This window comes from Brevundimonas sp. LM2, assembly GCF_002002865.1.
In the GTDB taxonomy this organism is placed as follows: Bacteria; Pseudomonadota; Alphaproteobacteria; order Caulobacterales; family Caulobacteraceae; genus Brevundimonas.
This window is the reverse complement of the sequence record NZ_CP019508.1, coordinates 430,101-447,158: the sequence shown is the minus strand read 5'-3', so window position 1 is coordinate 447,158 and position 17,058 is coordinate 430,101. Positions and strand designations below refer to the sequence as shown.

Below are 17,058 nucleotides of genomic sequence, written 5' to 3'. Positions count from 1 at the left end.
CCGTGTGGGAAAGGGTCATGGCTGCTCGCTCGCCGGAGGTGCGGGGGACGATGGGGACGCGCCGGCCACGCCTCGCCGGAAGGTGGCGGCCACGGTCAGAAGGCGGGCCTGGCGCAAGGGCATGTCCGGCTTGAGCAGACCGGCGTCGCTCTTGGGAACGCCCAGACGCTGGGAAAGGTAGATGCCCGAATGGCCGCTGCAGAGGTAGGCGACGAAACAAGCCACTGCGATATAGGCCGTATGTTCGCCGCCGAAGAGCTCGACGCCGAGGATGGTGCTGGCGAGGGGCGTATTCGAAGCGCCGGCGAACACGGCCACGAAGCCGAGGGCGGCGAACAGTTCCGGCGGCGCGCCGAGTAGCCAAGCCAGGGCGTTGCCCAGCGCCGCGCCGATGAAGAACAGCGGCGTGACCTCGCCCCCCTTAAACCCCGCCCCCAGCGTGACGACGGTGAAGGCGAGCTTCAGCAGCCAGCTCCAATAGTCAGGGTGACTGGGATCGAAGAAGCCGAGAATGGTCGCGTCGCCCGGATTGGGCGACCAGACGCCCAGCCCGAGATACTCCCGGGTGCCCAAAGCGAACACCATCAGAATCAGGATCACCCCGCCCACAGCCGGGCGAAAGGGCGCATACGGGATAAGGCGTTTGAATAACGCACTGATGCGATGCTGCGCCTCGGCGAACAACAGGCTGACAAGGCCGAAGGCGACGCCGGCCACAGCGACCTTGGCCAACATCAAAGGTTCGATCGCGAACGCGCTCGGCGCGACATGATAGGCGATCTGATAGGCGATATGCCCGATGCCCCAGGCGTGGCAGACCCAGTCGCCGACCAACGCCGCCGCAAGGCAGGGAATCAGGGCCGTGTATTGAATGCGCCCAACGGTCAGCACTTCCAACGCGAAGACCGCCCCGGCCACGGGCGTACCGAACACCGCGCCGAAGCCCGCAGCGATTCCGGCCATCAACAAGACGCGTATGTCGGGCGGGTCCAATCGGAAGACCTTTGCGAAGGCGCTGGCCAAGCTGCCGCCCAGCTGCACTGCTGTGCCCTCCCGACCCGCCGAACCACCAAACAGATGGGTGATGACAGTCGCGATCAGGATGAGCGGCGCCATGCGAAGGGGAATGCCGCCCCCCGGCTCGTGAATCTGCTCCACGATCAGATTGTTGCCTCCCTCCGCTTCGCGTCCGAGCCGGTGATAAAGCAAGCCGACCGCGAGGCCGGCCAAAGGAAGCAGAAACAGCAACCAGGGGTGATCGAACCGCGCCCGCGTTGCGAGGTCCAGACTCCACAGAAACAGAGCGCACAGCGAGCCGATCATGGCGGCCGTGGGCGCAATGATCAGCGCCCACCGCAAGGCCGAAATCAGGTGATCGGCACGCCTGCGAATAAAGGCGGCAAATGGTGGATACGACTGATTGGACTCTACAGGCACGATTCCTCCTTTGAGCGGCTAGCCGCACGAAAGTAGGAATCATCAGCTCCTTCCTGAGGAGCGGTTCGGCATGACGCCAGGCGGAAATCCATCGCCAGAACTACGAATAAGGTGTCGATCTTGTCGGTGTCAACGCCCTGCCCTTGTTAACGCCAATGGCGGCACCTAGCACGTCGGCTTAGCGGAATGTACCAGCGCAGGCACGGCCTCCGAGGTGCGCCAAGTGGCGACGACTTCGCTACGGCCCACGCCGGCTGTTCACGGAACCGCAGACGCGCCCGGTCGATGGCATGTAGCGAACATCCTAGGGCCGCTTTGCGGGCGGCGAACCGATCAGTCTCGGCCTTCGGATCATCACCGCGCTCACCCGACAGCTTGGTGGCGCGTGGTCGCTTCGATCCGTTAATCCTGGCGCATGCGCCCGCCTCACCTGGTCAAGCGGCGTGGCCTTAAGCCTGCCGTTATGAGGCGCGAGCACCATTCGCGCCGCCTATTTACGCGTATCGGCAACGCGCCATGAGCTGACACGACGGTCACCTCGCAAGGGCGACATCCACCTGAGTGACCATGGCGAGCCACGACCTTTTGCTCGCGATCGCGCCAAGCCGATGGAGACGCAGGCTGCGTCAATCGTCATTGGTCGGCGACGTCAAACCCGTCTCCGGGCGTCATTGGCCGGTGCAGCTTAATCCCGACTTTGTCTAGATAGGGCTCGTAGACGTCGTAACGCTGCTTGAGGAAATAGTCGCGCGCGTAGCCGTCATGGACCGGCACGACAGATTTCGGCTTCATCCGCTTGGCGAAGGCATGGACGGTGAGCTCGGTCAGAAAGGGCGCCATCACCGGAAGGGCCAGCACCTCCACGCCCACGAATCGATCCAGACGGCTGTCGAAACTGTCGCCCGGGTTGAAGAAGACGTCGTTGACGAGGAAGGCGGTCAGTTGTGGGCTCTCGTCCGACAGGATGGGCTCATGCGCGACCGGCTGGGCCTGTAGCCGGAACGCGCCGAAGGTCCGTTCGCCTTCCTCGAACACCGTGACCGACAGGCCCTTCTCGCTGAGCTTGTTGGCGACCTCGCCGTTGCCGACGAGCGTTGCGCCACTCGCCTGCACGATCCTGCCCAGAGCGTCAGGGTCGATGTGGTCGGGATGGCCGTGCGTCAGGACGATCGCCGAGACGTCCGAAAAGACAGCGGGATCGACCCGTCTGTCCACGAACGAGAACTTGCCCGGATCGAAGAGCAGTCGCTCCTGGCCGATCGTCAGGCGCAGGCAGCTATGGACGAACTTGTCGATACGCATGGCGGCCGGTCCTATTCCGACTGTCTCTGGACGACCGGGCCGATCGCCTCCGGCGTTCCCGAGGCGATGACCAGCCAACGGCGGGGTGCGCCGGCGTCGGTGGCGACGACTTGGCGGATGGGACCCACCGCGTTGACCACGGCGGATCCGGCTGGATTGGTCATGAACTTCGCGAGAGGCTCCAGCGTCCCTGATCCGTCCGCCGCATTGGCGAAGGCGAGGACATAGGGCTTGCCGGGTTCGAGGCCTGCGGCGGCGATCTGCAGCATCTGGACCTGCCCCTGCTCAAACAGGGTTGCCTGGGACCGGGCGTCGCCGTCGCCCGTCAGAACGAGTTGATGCGAGGCGCGCGCGGCGCCCAGGGGCATGAGGTTGGCCTTGCCGTCACCCTCGGTGACCGCACGCGGCACATAGGTGACGCCCTGCGGTCCCTGACCGACCGGCACGGTGGCGATCACGCGGTTGGCCAGGGTGTCGATGACCGCCACGCCGTCGCCATTCTCCAACCCGACATAGATTCGCGAGCCGTCGCCGGAGGGCCACAGACCATGCGGCAGCGACCCCACCGCGATCTCGGTCACGGGGTCGAAGGTGTCGGTGCGGAAAACCTTGACGACGTTCTCGGTCCCCACAGTGACATAGGCGAACTGACCATCCCGATTTCGCACGATGTTGACGTGATTGGTCAGCGGGCCGGTGTCGAGCGTCTGAAGCACGGCAAATGGTGGACGGGCGTCGAACACCATCGTCTTGCCCACGTCCTTCAGCGTCATCCAGACCTGGTTCCCATCGGGCGTGGCGGCGATGTCTGGGCAGAACGGACTGGCCTGGGCCACCCGACCGACGATCTCACGGGTCGCAGTCCCGACCACGACTGTCTCGGGGCTGAAGCTGGAGCAGATGTAGGCGTAACGGCCGTCCGGCGAGAAGATGGTCATGCCCGGCCCGTTGGGCGTCTCGACCCGGGCTGTCTCCTGATAGGTCGCGGCGTCCAGCACCGAAACGTAGGCCTCGCCCCGCACCGTGACCCAGACCTCTTTGCCGTCCGGTGTGAAGAAGGCCTCGTGCGGAGAGCGTCCGACATAGGTCGTGTGTTTGACGACGTTGGTGGCCGTATCGATGAAGCTGACCGAGTTCGACCCGATCGAGACCACGGCGATCGTCTTGCCGTCCGGCGCCGCGCCGATGCCGTGAACCAGCAATTGGCCTTTGTAGAGCGGGCTGAGGTTGGCCGGGGTCGGCTCGCCGAGGGAAATCACCCCCAGCAGGCTGTTGGTCGAGGGATCGACCACCGAGACCGTGTTGGAGAACTGGTCGGCCGAATAGAACCGATCCTGCCCGCTGATCGGGATGGCGGGCGCCGCCGCCGCGCCGGGAACCTGATCGGCCAGGACCGGGGATGCCATCAGGGCAAGCGCCAGGACGAAGGGCGTCTTCGAAACGAAAGTCATGGGTCAGTGTCCGGTATGAGGTGAGGCGGGCGCGTTGGACGTCGGACGGGTGGCCGAGCGGTCGAGGAAGTCTTGCATCAAGGCGATCTCCTGGGTCTGTTCGACGATGATCCCCTGGGCCAGACGGCGCATCGGCTCGTCCTTGCCGTAGGCGAGTTCGATCCGCGCCATGTCGACCGCGCCCTGATGATGGGGGATCATCATGGCGGCGAAGTCGCGGTCGGAATCGCCGGTCGGCGCGATCGTCATGGCGGTGTGCATGCGCAACATGGCCTCGGTCATTTCCGTATCGAAGGGGGAGCGGGGCGCCTGGGCGAAGGCCATAAGCACAGCCCCGGCGAGGGCTGACCCGGCCATGAGCGCAATGAGTTTCAGCGGTAAGGTCATGCGGCGGTTCTCCATGATCGCCTGATCCTGGACGCCGTTCACGCCCGCCGCCAACGCGAAGTTCCGCTCGGAACGTTCGTCGCCATCGAACGATCCCTGTGCTTGGACCGGTGAACGCCTTAGGCTCTCGATATGACGCTCGACCAGCTCCGCATCTTCGTCGCCGTCGCCGAGCGGCAGCACGTCACCCGCGCGGCCGAGGCTTTGAATCTCACCCAGTCGGCCGTCAGTTCGGCGATCACCACGCTGGAGGGGCGGCATGGCGTGGCCCTGTTCGACCGCGTCGGCCGCAGCATCGTCCTGAACGCGGCGGGACAGGTCTTTCTGGAAGAAGCGCGCGCTGTCCTCGCTCGCGCCTCGGCGGCGGAGGATGCGCTGGATGATCTCGGCGCGCTGAAGCGGGGCCGGCTGTCGATCCAGGCGAGCCAGACCATCGCCGGCTGGTGGCTGCCCGCCCGTCTGGCCGCCTTCCACGCTCGCCATCCCGGCATCCGCATCGACGTCGCCATCGGCAATACCCGGGACGTGGCCCAGGCCGTCATCGACGGACGGGCGGAGCTGGGGCTGGTCGAGGGCGAGGTGGACGAAGCGGCCCTGACACGCACGGTTCTGGATCACGATGAACTAGTGCTGGTCGTCGCCGCCGATCATCCCATGGCCCAGGACGGCGCCGGTCCGCCCGACCTCAAGACCCTGTCCTGGGTGTTGCGCGAGCCGGGCTCCGGCACGCGCTCAGCCTTTGAAGCGGCTCTGGCTGTGCGGGGGTTGACGGTTGAGGATCTGGACGTCGCCATGACCCTGCCCGGCAATGAGGCCGTGGCTTCGGCTGTCGCCGCACGAGCCGGGGCGACCGTCGTGTCGCGCACTGTCGTCGCCGCCCGGCTGCGCTCCGGTGTTCTGGCGTGCCTCCCCCTCTCGCTTCCGGCTCGATCCTTCTGGTTGTTGCGGCATAAGCAAAGATACCGGTCCAAGGCGGGCCAGACCTTCCTCGACATGCTGAAGTCCTGATCGCCGATGCGCGGGTTTGCGACGGCACACGCAGGATCGCGGCGTTCGTCGAAGATATGGCCATCGATGACTGGCGACCGGGCTCCGCCTCACCCGCACCTTGACGCGCTCGACCAATGGCGAGACGGACTCGCTCATCCGTTTTCGGATGATGGCTGCCGGATGACCCCAGGCTTCGATCCTCTTGACGGCGGAGATCAGGCGGAACTTCTGGTCTTGCTGGAAACCCCCGCGCCAGGGCCCGCCGAGGACCGGATCGTCTCGATGGACAACCCGACGGGCACGAGCCGCAACCTTCGGCGCGCCATCATGGGCTCCCGACTGGATCGCCGCCGTCTGCTGATCTGGAACACGGTCCCTTGGCTTCGCAGTGGGGTGAGCCGCCCCTTGCGCACGGGGGAGATCGCCGCAGGCGTTGCCGCAACCGCTTCCCTCGTCGCGCGGCTCCCCCGATTGAAGGCGGCGATCGTTTGTGGCCGGGTCGCCGGTCAGGCCGCACCGAGCCTAAAGGCCGCCTTTCCGGAGGTTCGTCTCATCCCCGCGCCTCACCCCAGTCCAATCTATATCAACACCGACCCCTCGCATCGGGGGCGATTGGACGAGGCATTCGAAGCGGCGGCGCGCTTGCTCGACGAACCGATTGCAAGTGCGGAACGTTCGATCTGAACGAACGAACTCAGAGTGAGGTTGGGTTGGACTTCCGGGCCTGACACGGACCAGACTGGACCAATAGGAGAGCCGCATGATCCACCTGCAGTCCCCCGGGGCCAAGATGCTCGGCCGTCGTCGCTTCCTGATCGGTGGCGGTCTTGTCGGGGCGGCGACGCTGTCGGACCCCGCCTGGGCGCAACAGGTCGCCGACCTGGCCATGCCCGGCGGCCCTCGGCCCGGCCGCTCACTTCCAGCTATCCGGGAAAGGGCGAGATGATCCTGCAACGGAGCCGGCCGCCACTGCTGGAAACGCCCATGGAGGTCTTCGATCAGAATGTCTTCACGCCCAACGACCAGTTCTTCGTGCGTTGGCACTGGGCGGACGTTCCGACCTCCATCGACGCCACCACCTTCACCTTGAAAATCCACGGCCATGTCACCCGGCCGGTGACGGTCTCTCTCGCTGATCTCCTCTCCATGCCCCGTGTCCAGATGGCTGCGGTCAACCAGTGTTCCGGTAATTCCCGAGGACTGTTTCAGCCCCGCGTGCCGGGGCGCAGTGGGCGCATGGAGCCATGGGCAACGCCATGTGGATGGGCGTGAGCTTGCGCCATCTGCTTGATCTGGCCGGCGTCCGACCGGGTGCCCAGGTCGTTCGGTTCGGGGCCCTGGATCAGCCTGTTGTCGCCGGGGCGCCGGACTTCTCGAAATCCCTGGCCATCGATCATGCGCGTGACGGAGAGGTCATGGTCGCTTTCGCCATGAACGACGAGCAACTGCCTTTGCTCAACGGATTTCCAATCCGGCTGATCGTGCCGGGCTGGTTCTCAACCTACTGGGCCAAGTTGCTCAATGACATCGAAGTCCTCGACCAGCCAGACGACGGCTACTGGATGGCCAAGGCCTACAAGATTCCGGACACGCCGCTGGCCAATGTATCGCCAACGGACAAGGACTATCCGACGGTTCCGATCAACCGGATGGTTCCACGATCCTGGATCACCAGTATCGCGGGCGACCACCCCGTGGCCTGGCAGCCGAGCCTGTCAATCGGTGGCATCGCCATGGGCGGGGACACCGGGGTCGCCCGCGTCAACTGTCCTCGGACGGCGGACGGACCTGGCGACCAGCCCGTCTGGGGCCTGATCAGGGCAAGTACGGCTTCCGTCGCTTTGACGGAGAAGTTTCGATCGCCGCGCGTGGCCCCGTCCCCTTCATGGCCCGTTGCACCAATACGGCAGGCGTCACCCAGCCAATGACGCCGAACTGAAATCCGGGCGGCTTCATGCGGGCCTGCGTGGAAACGACGATAGTGACTTTCGCATGAGCAAGCCCTCCAGACCCTTCTCCACGGGCGTCTCGATCCTGCTCGCCGGGGCAGTCACCTCGGTAATCCTGATCGGCGCCATCATCGGCCAGAACGCTCCAGCAGTTCGTGAAGCGCCGCCGCCCCCGCCCCCGCCGGCGCCCGCACCGCCTGCGCCATCCTTCGTCTCTGGCGCAGGGTTCACCCTCACATCGGCCAGTATCGAACTACCGGATGAAGCGTCCCAATATCCCGAAGGGCCCGGTGCCGACCTGGTCAATGCAAGCTGCACATCCTGTCATTCGGCGAGCATGGCGCTGACCCAGCCGCGCCTGACGGAGGCGCAGTGGCGATCCACGGTGGTCAAGATGCGGGAAACCTACAAGGCTCCTATCGCTGCGTCTGATAGCGACGCGATCGTCGCCTATCTCACGCGACTGCCGACACAGGGTCCGGGAATCACCCAAAAGAGCTCAGACCCAAGTCCTCCGACGGTCGAAATCCCAGGAGCAACCGGCTAAATCGTTCGAACAAAACGATCGTTCAAATCGAAACAACACGTTGGAAAGAACAAACGCTCGGGACCAATCTCCAGATCAAGGAGCGCGCCGACTGTCGGCCAACACTCCATAGTGGAGATAAGCTATGAGCTCCGTCGTTCGTACCCGCCTTGATCTCCAGCCGATTGGCGCCGCAATACGGTATCGCCCGGCCGCACAGCGACGTCAGGGGCAGACCCTGCTCCCGGCGCCTTCGACGGAACAAGCAGCGCATATTCCGGACGTCGGCGATGGTCAGAGCCTGCATCGCCTTCAGCCCGAGGTGGGCCAGACCGGCGTTCACCCCGCCCTCGTCAAGTCCGTGGCGGGACTCTACGGCAGCATGGTCATGGTGTTCTGGCTGGTGTTCGGCAGTGGCGAAGCCGCCCTGGCCCTAGGCTTCATCACCGTCCTGGGAGTCATGTTTTTTGGCCTTCTCACCGGCCTGACGCTGTTGGCCGATACGCCCGGCCCCGCACGGCGCACGCGCAGCCTTTCGGAGTTTCTAAACGGACGGGTCATCACCTTCACCGGATGGATCACCGGCCGTGAAGCCGCGTTGCAGATGCTGACCCTGCCGGCTCTTCTGGTCGTGACGGCCGTCGTGCTGGGCGTGATCTGTCGCCTCAACGCCCATTAGTTTCATTCCAGCATTGTTCAGGACACTTCAGATGGCGCATGACCTTCACCTTCGCGACGTCGCCTTCGGCCTGCGGCCTCTGGCCAAACTCCAGCGGCCCAGCGAGGTCGTTCGCCAGTTCACCCCGAACTGGTTCGCCGCCACCATGGGCACAGGCATCCTGGCCATCGCCCTGAACCAGATTCCGATCGACATCCCTGGCGTGAAGCTGGTCGCCGAAGGTCTGTGGGTTTTCAACATCGGCCTCTTCGCCCTGTTCACCGTCCTCTACGCCGCGCGGTGGATCTTCTTCTTCGACGGCGCGCGCCGCATCTTCGGCCATTCGGTCGTCTCGATGTTCTTCGGCTGCATACCGATGGGACTGGCGACGATCATCAACGGCCTGATGGCCTTCGGCCTGGCGCGGTGGGGCGACGGCATCGTCCCTCTCGCCGAGACACTGTGGTGGATCGACGTGGCGATGGCGGTCGCCTGCGGCGTCGGCATCCCCTTTATGATGTTCACACGCCAGGAGCATTCCATCGACCAGATGACGGCGGTCTGGCTGTTGCCCGTCGTGGCCGCGGAGGTCGCGGCCGTCACCGGCGGGCTGATCGCGCCCCACCTGACCGACCCGAACGCGGCCTTGTCCGTGCTGGTGGTCAGCTACTCTCTTTGGGCGCTGTCGGTGCCTCTGGCGCTAAGCATCCTCGTCATCCTGGTTCTGCGCATGGCGATCCACAAACTACCGCACGCCGGCATGGCTGCGTCCAGCTGGCTGTCGCTCGGCCCGATCGGCACCGGAGCCCTTGGCATGCTGGTGCTGGGTCAGGCCGCGCCGGCGATCTTCACCGCCTCCGGGCTGGGTCAATACGGTGACGCGGCAAGAGGCATCGGACTGATCGGCGGCCTTTTGCTGTGGGCCTATGGCCTTTGGTGGGCAGCCATGGCTGCATTGATCACCCTGCGTTACCTTCGTCAGGGCCTGCCCTTCAACCTCGGCTGGTGGGGCTACACCTTCCCGATCGGCGTCTTCTCGGTCGCGACCCTGAAGCTGGGGACCTTGCTGCCGATCCCGGCCTTCAACATCTTCGGCGTGGCCCTGATCGCCGGCCTTGCAATCCTCTGGCTCATCGTCGGCGCCCGCACGATCCGCGGCGCTTGGCGCGGAGACCTGTTCGTCGCCCCCTGCCTTACGGACGCGGCCAAGCGCGACATTCCCTGCGCGCGCTGAGTCGCTCGTCAGTTTCCTGCCCGGAGGCCTCATGAACCCCGATATCCTTGTTCCCACTCGTCGCTCGATCATCGCTGTGGGAGCCGGCGCCCTGATCACGGCATGCGCGCCCCAAGCGGCGGAAGCCGATGACATGGTTCTGGGCCGTCAGGACGCCCCGGTAACCCTGATCGAATACGCTTCGAGCACCTGCGGCCCCTGCGCCCGGTTCGCGATCGAGGTGCTGCCCGAACTGCGCCGTCGCTATATGGATACCGGCCAGGTCAAGCTGATCTATCGGGAGTTCATCACCGGCCCTGCGAATCTTTCCGCCGCCGGCGTTCTTCTGGCGCGCTGTGCGGGGTCTCAGCGGTATTTCGAGGTGATTGACGCCCTGATGCACGGCCAGTCTGAATGGACCGGTGGACAGAGCCCGCGGGCTCATCTGGTGCGGGTCGCGGGTCGTTTCGGGATCGACGAGGCCCGGCTGAAAGCCTGCATCGCCGACCCTGACGCCATGGCCGCGTTGGAACGGCGTGTTCGCCGGGCGCAGGATGCGGGCGTCACCGGCACGCCGACTCTATTCGTTCAGGGCCGCCGGGTGGATGGCCCGCTGACTCTCGACAGCGTGGTCATCGCTATCGACACAGCTCTTTCCCAATCTTCCAAGCCCTGAGGTCCACAATGCCCAATACTCCCATCAAGGTCGCTGTGTCCGGTGCGGCCGGCCAGATCGCCTACGCCCTGCTGTTCCGTCTAGCGCAAGGCGACGTCTTCGGCCCCGAGACGCCGATCGACCTTCGCCTGCTCGATCTTCCCCAAGCCCTGCCGGCCCTCAAGGGCGTGACGATGGAGTTGGACGACTGCGCCTTCCCGCTCCTGACTGCGATCCGGACGACGGACGATCCGAGGGTCGCGTTCGACGATATCGACGCCGCCTTCCTGGTTGGCTCGCGTCCCCGATCCAAGGGCATGGAGCGCCGTGACCTGCTGGCCGCCAATGCCGCCATCTTCAAGACCCAGGGCGCCGCGCTCGACGCCGTCGCCAAGCGGAGCGTGAAGGTCCTCGTGGTGGGCAATCCCGCCAACACGAACGCCTGGGTGGCGATCCAGTCCGCGCCGAACCTGCCCGAGGGCGCCATCACCTCCATGATCCGGCTGGATCACAATCGCGCCGCCGCGCAACTGGCGCGAAAGGCAGGCGTGTCGGTCGATGCGATCGATCACCTCGCGGTCTGGGGCAATCACTCGCCCACCATGTTCACCGATTGGAGCCACGCCTCGGTGAGCGGCGAACGACTGGCCGCGCGCATCGGCGATGACGGCTGGTATCGCGACACCCTGATCCCGGAGGTGGCGCGGCGCGGTACGGCGGTCCTGGAGGCCCGCGGCGCATCGTCCGCCGCTTCCGCCGCCAATGCTGCCATCGATCACATGCGTGACTGGGTCCAGGGCTCGGACGGTCGCTGGGTGTCGATGGGCATCCCCGCCACAGGAGAATACGGTATTCCCGCAGGCCTGGTCTGCGGCGTACCGGCGGTCTGCCGCGATGGGCGCTATGCGCCTGTGAACAGTCTGGACCTCGACGTCTTCACCCGCGCCGGTCTGGCGGCGTCGGTTCAGGAACTCATCGGCGAACGCGACGCTGCGCTTTCGATCGTCTCCACCTGAGGCGCGTCGATCGCGCGACAATCACCGAACAACCCCTACTCATTCAGCAAGGCGCCCCATGACGGCTTCTACACCCCGATCTTCCTTCGCCGACGATGCGGGCCACGGCGGCCTGCAACTCGTGGTCCGCGCCGGCCCTGCCAGCTTCGTCGTCGATGAGCCTGTCGAACTGGGTGGGCTGGATCTCGGGCCGACCCCGCATGAACTGGTGCAGGCCGCTCTAGCCTCCTGCACCGCCCAGACCCTGCGCCTCTACGCGAACCGCAAGGGCTGGGCGATAGGCCCCTTGTCCGTCGAGGTTGTTCTGGTCCGACAGCCGGAAGCGACGCCCTCCGACCACTTCGTGCGGACCATCAGCCTGCCGGCAGACCTCCCACAGGAGCAACGCGACCGACTTCTTGAAATCGCCGACCGATGCCCGATCCACCGCATGCTCGTTGGGGCCGTCTCGATTGAAACCGAGGTCGGTTGATCTTAGCGAATTGTGTCGCCCGCCGCCGCCAAGCAGACATTCCAAACCGCCGCTAAGAGTCAGAGTCGGTAGTTTCTGGTTCGAATAAAATCAGGCCAGGACGCTGATCGCGTAGCCGTCGTCGCCCAAAGGCTCGACACCGAGTACGGCCTGGACCTGCCGTCCGGAGGCGGTACGACGGATGTGGACAATCCGATCGACAGCCTGAGCGATCGCTCGACGGGGCGTGCGCGAGGAAACCTCAGCGATCAGGTCCTCGACACGACGCAAGACATCGTCGGCCGAATTGGCGTGGAGGGTCGAAAGTCCTCCTGGATGGCCCGTGTTCCAGCTCTTGAGCGTCTCCAGGGCCGCCGCCCCGTCCCGCATTTCGCCGACAACGATCCGATCGGGTCGCATCCGGAGCGCATCCCTGACCAGATCGACCACGCCGATCGGGATTGGCTGACGGCGGGTCAGCACCGACACGGTGTCCCAGGCTGAACACTGAAGCTCTGGCGTATCCTCGACGAGGAAGACCCGATCCCGGGCGAAGGCCGGCTCTGCAAGAACGGCGTTGGCGAGCGTGGTCTTGCCGGATCCGGTGCCTCCCGAGATGAGGATGTTGAGTCGCTGCTCCGCAGCGCCACGCAACACGGCTGCCTGTTGGTAGGTCATGGTTCCGTCGCGGACATAGTCCTCCAGACTCCAGATCACCGAGGGCCGTTTGCGGATCGAGAACGCAGGCGCGCTGGTGACGGGCGGCAGCATCCCCTGAAACCGCTCACCCGTGCCGGGCAGGACCCCAGCGAGCCGGGGATCGTCGCGCGTGACCGTCTCGCCGACATAGTCCGCGATCAGGCGTATCACCCGCTCCCGCGACTCGGCCGACAGGCTCGCACCCGTATCTCGCCGCCCCTCGCCGCTGCGGTCGAGGATCAGACGGCCGTCGGGATTGGCGAGGATCTCGACGACTGCCGGCTCGACCAGGGCCGCCAGGACGGTCTCGCCGAGCGCATGGCGCAGCGCCTCGAGCTTGCGTTCGGCGATGATCGGATGGATCGCCATCAGTTGCTCTGGCCGAACGACCGCTCCTCATCAGGCACAGGACGTTCCGTCCGGCCGGCGACGATGCGGGCGGCCGTGGCGTCCAACAGGCGTTCGATCCGCCGATCGACGGCCGCCTGAACCGTGGGATCTTCGTCGACGATCGCGTCGGGGAGCCGGACGAAGAAGGCGCGCGCCACCTCGATCAACAGTTCCTGGACGATCTGCATGTCGCGCGCGGTGGATCTCATATGGTCGCGCAGGGACCGTTCGAGTTGCAGCAGTCGATCCTCGGGATCGGCCTGAGGGCTCTTCTGCAGACCGCGGGCAATGGCCCGACCCGCTGCCTGACTGAGCGGCATCTTGCCGCTGCGGGCCTCCCGATTGAGACCGGACACGATCTTGGGATCGGTCAAATAAACCTGCACGCGGGCGCTTGCCGCTTCTTTCCTAGCCATCGCCTAGACCTCGCAAATGATCGAGCGCCGCATCCTGCGCGGCCATCTCCTGCGCCACCCGCCCGTAGATATCGGCCACACGCGCTGCGACCTTCTTGTCGTCCATCGCTGCGGCCACTTCCTTGAACAGCGGCAGCGACGCGTCGGCGTCCTCGCCCAGACTGCGGCGACCCGCCCATGGGTGCAGAGCTCCGGGCGGCGCATCCAGCCGCGCGGCCTGATCGGGCGCGACGTCTTGCGCACGCGTCCGAAACGGTTCGCGGACGTCATAGAGGAGCTTGGTCGTCCGCAGCGGTCGGGCGCCGGCGGCGAACACCAACTGGATGTCGTCCGGAAGGGCGCGGATCTCGCCCGGCTCCAGTAGCGGCCGCTCGACCTGAGACCGGGACACCGAGCTGCGGCCAGCTGCCAGCCCCGCCGATGAACTGCGGCTGGTTCGGGTCTCCAGCACGGACCCCGTCAGCTTCGACACCTTATCCTGGGTCAGAGGATCGAGCGCGCTGAAGGCGGTATAGACATGGAGGTTGTCGAGAATGGTGTTGTTGGCGCCGTATGTCTCGACGATATCGTTGAGCGACTGGGCGACGAACATTACCTTGACCCCGTAGCCGCTGAGCAGGCGCAGGGACTTCTCGAAAAAACTGACCCGCCCGAGCAACGGGAACTCATCCATCAGCATGAGAAGGTTATGGCGCTTGGGCCGCCCATCGGCGGCTTCGGTCTCCCGAACCGTCAGGGACTGGGCTGCGGCGTAGAAGAAAAGACGCACCAAGGGCCTCAGCGCTGCGCTGTCAGCCGGCGCGACCTGAACGTAGAGAGACAGGGGCGCTTCGGCGCACATCAGATCTCCCATGGAGAAATCCGACCGGGACAGCGCACGTTCGATGTCCTCGCCCGCCAGCCATTTGAGGTAGGACCGGGCCGTCCCCTGGACCGAAGTCCGGAAGCGGTCGTGCATCGCCGCATAGCCCTTGACCGCCGTGGCGATGAACGGATGAGTCTCCGGTTCGCCGCTCGGACCCGGACGGTGCAAAGTCTTGGTCATGACGTCGGCGGCGCTGTCGAGGTCGGCCAGCATTTCGCGGACCTTAAGCAGGGTCTTGTCGGTATCCGCGGCGGTGTAGAGGACGTGAAGGATCACGGCCTCAAGGATTTCCGACGCCGCCTTGTCCCAGATCGCCTCGTCGTCGCGGGCGCCGCCGGGATCAGAAAGAATGGAGACCAGTCGCTGAACGTGGGCGAGCTCTCCCGGTCCGGGCAGAATTTCAGCCAATGGATTCCAGCAGGCCGAAGCCGAGTCGCGCGGATCGAAATAAAGGGCGTGACTAAATCGGGAGCGCCAACCGCTGCTGAGCCGCCAGAGCTCCCGCTTGGGATCGTGGACCAGCACGCTGGCGTTCCACGACAATAGCGTCGGCATGACATGGCCGCGTCCCTTGCCTGACCGCGTCCCGCCCGTGACCAGGCTGGGACGGAGGTCGATCGTGGCGAGAACCCTTCGCCCCAGAACGCCGAGGATGCAGCCTCCTACGGCCGTGAGCCCGGCGCCTTTGGCGTCTTTCAGCTCTCCCCAGCCCCGGATACGTCGAGGGGGCCCGTCGCCCGCCAGCGTCCCCAACCCCAGCCCTCCGACGCCGCAGACCACGATCAACGGCGCGCACCGCGACATGACGGCCTGCGCCTCGGCGCCGAAGGCCGATCGCCATTGCAGGATGGCCCAGGGCGGATAGAGGGCAAGGTCGGGGCCGATGCGCCAGGCCGGTCCCAGAGCTTCGGCCCACTGGTACGTCCAGGCGAACATCTCCGTCGCGGCCTGGGCGCCCACGGCGAGGCCGAGCCCCAATCCTGTCAGCTTGGCCCACACCTCAGGAGCCCGGAGGCCGGACATCACGGCCAGCCTCAGCTTCGAGGATCAGCGAAGGAGCGGCGTCCATTCGACGGTGGTGATAAGCGGTCAAGGCGTCGACCAAATCTGTTCCCGACGGCCGTCTAAATAGACCCACCAGCGCCGCCGCCTCATGGTCGAAATCCTCGAACACCCGGCGTTCCGCCTCGGCCAGCTGCAACAGCGGGCTGTTCACCCGGTCATAGGCGTCCACCAAGGCCGCATTGCCTGTGGTTCTAACCGCCCTGAACATGTGATCGGAAAGGGTGCGGCATGTTCTCTGCAGTCCACCGCCGCGCAACACGGGTCTCGACGCGGGATCCCCGCCCTTCAGGCTGGTCGTGAGGCACAGCAGGCGGAAGGTGAACCTGTCGCGGACAAGAGCGGCGTCAAGTCGGGGAGCCAGAAAGCCTCCCAAGGGCGCTCGCTCGATCAGGCCGAACCCACACAGCCAGCCCAGGGCCTCGCGAACCGGCGTAGCGGATAGGTTCAGCCGGCGCGCCTCCTCGATGATCACCACCGGGGCTCCCGGCGTGAAGGCGCCCTGTTCGGCCCGGGCGCGAAGGCTTTCCAAGGCCAGGGTGAAAGGGTCATGCTTGCGGATCAAGGTGAGCTCCGATGGCAAACGCCCACTATGGCGCCTGCCCACGCCTCGCCAATGAGTTGCAGCCACGGGCGATCCGTCTCGGTCGCAAATCGTCCGAACCTCGGTCAGGAGGCGCTGCAAAACATGCCGATATGTGGCCGATTTTCCTGTTTGCTTTCGCAGCCGCACACGTGATCGTTGATCAGAAGCCGGACTGATTCTACTTCAGAGGACGGAAGGGTATGCGCGGATGAGTGGAGAAGACCCGGAACTTCCAGACGATGGCGCGCTGCTCTCGGCGACCCTGAAGTCGTTGCGCCGCTACCGCCGGATGACGAAGGCGGAGACGGCTGCGGCCATGCGGATCGCCATCCGGACCTATGCCCGCTTTGAGGCCGGAGAAACCCGTCTCAACCTCGACTACATCCACCGCTTCGCCGCCGCGACGCGAAGCGACGCCCAAGCGATCCTCATGGCGGTTGCTATCGGATCGCCCGAGCACGCCAGACGGTGCGCAGAAAACCAGATGGGCTCCATCTATACGATCGGACTGGAGCAGTTCGACCACCTTCTCGGCGATGACATCCGCAACCTCGACAGCCGGACCATCATCACCGCCATCGTCCGACTGTTCGAGGAGCTCGCCAAGGCGCTGCGTGACGGGGATCCGGCCCAGGACTGGATCGAGAAAGGCTCGGCGAATCTGCGCGCCAAGCGACCCAAGCCAGGACGCTGAGCTCAAATATACTCCAGATATAGCTTTGCAGCTGACCGATCTGCGCGCTCACTGGTTGCGCCACAGCCGTGGCGATCAACCAAGGAGAGACTGAGATGAAGACGACCAAACTGCGCCTCGTCAGCTTCGGCAGCGCCAAGGCTCTGACGCGGGACAACATCCAGGGCGAAGACACCGAGATGGGCGTGTTCCCCCGCCCGCTGGCCCTCGGCTGAACGAAAACGTGGGCGGCGGCTCACCGCCGCCCACACCGGTCGTACAGAAAATGCCCACACATCTCTGGCCGCGCGACGGCATTCATTTCGCCCGGG

General features: G+C 65.3%; 18 protein-coding genes, 1 pseudogene and 1 riboswitch. Of the genes and pseudogenes, 11 read left to right on the top strand and 8 right to left on the bottom strand.

The genetic code is table 11. The features are described from left to right. Nucleotides 1-15: 15 nt before the first annotated feature. The 4 genes from BZG35_RS02275 to BZG35_RS02260 all read right to left on the bottom strand — a co-directional run bounded on the left by BZG35_RS02275 (nucleotide 16) and on the right by BZG35_RS02260 (nucleotide 4,760). Complete coding sequence (locus BZG35_RS02275; RefSeq protein WP_253189242.1) at nucleotides 16-1,437, bottom strand: voltage-gated chloride channel family protein; 1,422 nt, start codon at nucleotides 1,435-1,437, stop codon at nucleotides 16-18. A 26-nt stretch (nucleotides 1,438-1,463) separates the two neighbouring features. Then, nucleotides 1,464-1,542, bottom strand: a riboswitch (Fluoride riboswitch). Nucleotides 1,543-2,070: 528 nt separating this feature from the next. After that, entirely contained in the window at nucleotides 2,071-2,739 is a 669-nt protein-coding gene (locus BZG35_RS02270; protein WP_077354163.1) for an MBL fold metallo-hydrolase, read from the bottom strand. Nucleotides 2,740-2,750: 11 nt separating this feature from the next. Then, nucleotides 2,751-4,190: a YncE family protein gene (locus BZG35_RS02265; protein WP_077354162.1), complete on the bottom strand. Its 1,440-nt coding sequence runs from the start codon at nucleotides 4,188-4,190 to the stop codon at nucleotides 2,751-2,753. 3 nt (nucleotides 4,191-4,193) lie between these two features. After that, nucleotides 4,194-4,760 carry a DUF305 domain-containing protein gene (locus tag BZG35_RS02260; protein ID WP_253189241.1) on the bottom strand — a complete coding sequence of 189 codons (567 nt, stop codon included), beginning with the start codon at nucleotides 4,758-4,760 and terminating at the stop codon, nucleotides 4,194-4,196. On the opposite strand from BZG35_RS02260, the gene BZG35_RS02255 reads away from it, so the two are divergent. From BZG35_RS02255 to BZG35_RS02215, 10 genes and pseudogenes are all read left to right on the top strand, one after another. Beyond that, entirely contained in the window at nucleotides 4,710-5,585 is an 876-nt protein-coding gene (locus BZG35_RS02255; RefSeq protein ID WP_077354161.1) for a LysR substrate-binding domain-containing protein, read from the top strand. The two genes, BZG35_RS02260 and BZG35_RS02255, sit on opposite strands and share 51 nt — an antisense overlap. 162 nt (nucleotides 5,586-5,747) lie before the next feature. Continuing rightward, nucleotides 5,748-6,251, top strand: a complete 504-nt coding sequence (locus tag BZG35_RS02250; protein WP_171981857.1) for a uracil-DNA glycosylase family protein — start codon at nucleotides 5,748-5,750, stop codon at nucleotides 6,249-6,251. 76 nt (nucleotides 6,252-6,327) lie between these two features. Then, nucleotides 6,328-6,513 carry a hypothetical protein gene (locus BZG35_RS18095; protein WP_207931420.1) on the top strand — a complete coding sequence of 62 codons (186 nt, stop codon included), beginning with the start codon at nucleotides 6,328-6,330 and terminating at the stop codon, nucleotides 6,511-6,513. Then, nucleotides 6,510-7,495, top strand: a pseudogene (locus BZG35_RS18085) (molybdopterin-dependent oxidoreductase). Before BZG35_RS18095 ends, BZG35_RS18085 begins: the two are co-directional and overlap by 4 nt. 64 nt (nucleotides 7,496-7,559) lie before the next feature. Further along, the gene (locus tag BZG35_RS02240) at nucleotides 7,560-8,063 is read left to right on the top strand and encodes a hypothetical protein (protein WP_077354159.1); all 504 of its coding nucleotides are present in this window, start codon (nucleotides 7,560-7,562) and stop codon (nucleotides 8,061-8,063) included. Between the two features lie 124 nt (nucleotides 8,064-8,187). After that, nucleotides 8,188-8,721 carry a hypothetical protein gene (locus BZG35_RS02235; protein WP_150125900.1) on the top strand — a complete coding sequence of 178 codons (534 nt, stop codon included), beginning with the start codon at nucleotides 8,188-8,190 and terminating at the stop codon, nucleotides 8,719-8,721. 31 nt (nucleotides 8,722-8,752) lie between these two features. Further along, nucleotides 8,753-9,934, top strand: a complete 1,182-nt coding sequence (locus BZG35_RS02230; protein ID WP_077354157.1) for a TDT family transporter — start codon at nucleotides 8,753-8,755, stop codon at nucleotides 9,932-9,934. Between the two features lie 31 nt (nucleotides 9,935-9,965). Next, nucleotides 9,966-10,589 carry a DsbA family protein gene (locus BZG35_RS02225; protein ID WP_077354156.1) on the top strand — a complete coding sequence of 208 codons (624 nt, stop codon included), beginning with the start codon at nucleotides 9,966-9,968 and terminating at the stop codon, nucleotides 10,587-10,589. Nucleotides 10,590-10,597: 8 nt separating this feature from the next. Then, nucleotides 10,598-11,584: a malate dehydrogenase gene (locus BZG35_RS02220; RefSeq protein ID WP_077354155.1), complete on the top strand. Its 987-nt coding sequence runs from the start codon at nucleotides 10,598-10,600 to the stop codon at nucleotides 11,582-11,584. A 58-nt stretch (nucleotides 11,585-11,642) separates the two neighbouring features. Next, complete coding sequence (locus BZG35_RS02215; protein ID WP_077354154.1) at nucleotides 11,643-12,056, top strand: OsmC family protein; 414 nt, start codon at nucleotides 11,643-11,645, stop codon at nucleotides 12,054-12,056. Between the two features lie 90 nt (nucleotides 12,057-12,146). Here the strand turns inward: BZG35_RS02215 and trbB are convergent, their stop codons facing one another. From trbB to BZG35_RS02195, 4 genes are read right to left on the bottom strand one after another with little or no spacing between them, the layout of a single operon-like run. Beyond that, a complete protein-coding gene (gene trbB, locus BZG35_RS02210) occupies nucleotides 12,147-13,103 on the bottom strand; it encodes a P-type conjugative transfer ATPase TrbB (protein WP_077354153.1) in 957 nt (318 codons plus the stop codon). Next, the gene (locus tag BZG35_RS02205; protein WP_253189240.1) at nucleotides 13,103-13,498 is read right to left on the bottom strand and encodes a hypothetical protein; all 396 of its coding nucleotides are present in this window, start codon (nucleotides 13,496-13,498) and stop codon (nucleotides 13,103-13,105) included. Before BZG35_RS02205 ends, trbB begins: the two co-directional genes overlap by 1 nt. A gap of 34 nt (nucleotides 13,499-13,532) precedes the next feature. Further along, nucleotides 13,533-15,428: a type IV secretory system conjugative DNA transfer family protein gene (locus BZG35_RS02200; RefSeq protein WP_253189239.1), complete on the bottom strand. Its 1,896-nt coding sequence runs from the start codon at nucleotides 15,426-15,428 to the stop codon at nucleotides 13,533-13,535. Then, nucleotides 15,406-16,032 (bottom strand): GntR family transcriptional regulator, encoded by a 627-nt coding sequence (locus BZG35_RS02195; RefSeq protein WP_150125899.1) that lies wholly within the window; start codon nucleotides 16,030-16,032, stop codon nucleotides 15,406-15,408. Before BZG35_RS02195 ends, BZG35_RS02200 begins: the two co-directional genes overlap by 23 nt. 229 nt (nucleotides 16,033-16,261) lie before the next feature. Here BZG35_RS02195 and BZG35_RS02190 point away from each other — a divergent pair, with 229 nt between their 5' ends. Further along, on the top strand, nucleotides 16,262-16,747 hold the full coding sequence (locus BZG35_RS02190) for a helix-turn-helix transcriptional regulator (protein WP_077354150.1): 486 nt from the start codon (nucleotides 16,262-16,264) through the stop codon (nucleotides 16,745-16,747). The last annotated feature ends 311 nt before the right edge of the window (nucleotides 16,748-17,058 follow it).

Coding starts and splice junctions, on each gene's coding strand:
- BZG35_RS02270 (WP_077354163.1), bottom strand. CDS start 2,739: ATGCGTATCGACAAGTTCGTCCATAGCTGCCTGCGCCTGACGATCGGC.
- BZG35_RS02190 (WP_077354150.1), top strand. CDS start 16,262: ATGAGTGGAGAAGACCCGGAACTTCCAGACGATGGCGCGCTGCTCTCG.
- BZG35_RS02200 (WP_253189239.1), bottom strand. CDS start 15,428: ATGTCCGGCCTCCGGGCTCCTGAGGTGTGGGCCAAGCTGACAGGATTG.
- BZG35_RS02250 (WP_171981857.1), top strand. CDS start 5,748: ATGACCCCAGGCTTCGATCCTCTTGACGGCGGAGATCAGGCGGAACTT.
- BZG35_RS02235 (WP_150125900.1), top strand. CDS start 8,188: ATGAGCTCCGTCGTTCGTACCCGCCTTGATCTCCAGCCGATTGGCGCC.
- BZG35_RS02215 (WP_077354154.1), top strand. CDS start 11,643: ATGACGGCTTCTACACCCCGATCTTCCTTCGCCGACGATGCGGGCCAC.
- BZG35_RS02255 (WP_077354161.1), top strand. CDS start 4,710: ATGACGCTCGACCAGCTCCGCATCTTCGTCGCCGTCGCCGAGCGGCAG.
- trbB (WP_077354153.1), bottom strand. CDS start 13,103: ATGGCGATCCATCCGATCATCGCCGAACGCAAGCTCGAGGCGCTGCGC.
- BZG35_RS02240 (WP_077354159.1), top strand. CDS start 7,560: ATGAGCAAGCCCTCCAGACCCTTCTCCACGGGCGTCTCGATCCTGCTC.
- BZG35_RS02220 (WP_077354155.1), top strand. CDS start 10,598: ATGCCCAATACTCCCATCAAGGTCGCTGTGTCCGGTGCGGCCGGCCAG.
- BZG35_RS02230 (WP_077354157.1), top strand. CDS start 8,753: ATGGCGCATGACCTTCACCTTCGCGACGTCGCCTTCGGCCTGCGGCCT.
- BZG35_RS02265 (WP_077354162.1), bottom strand. CDS start 4,190: ATGACTTTCGTTTCGAAGACGCCCTTCGTCCTGGCGCTTGCCCTGATG.
- BZG35_RS18095 (WP_207931420.1), top strand. CDS start 6,328: ATGATCCACCTGCAGTCCCCCGGGGCCAAGATGCTCGGCCGTCGTCGC.
- BZG35_RS02225 (WP_077354156.1), top strand. CDS start 9,966: ATGAACCCCGATATCCTTGTTCCCACTCGTCGCTCGATCATCGCTGTG.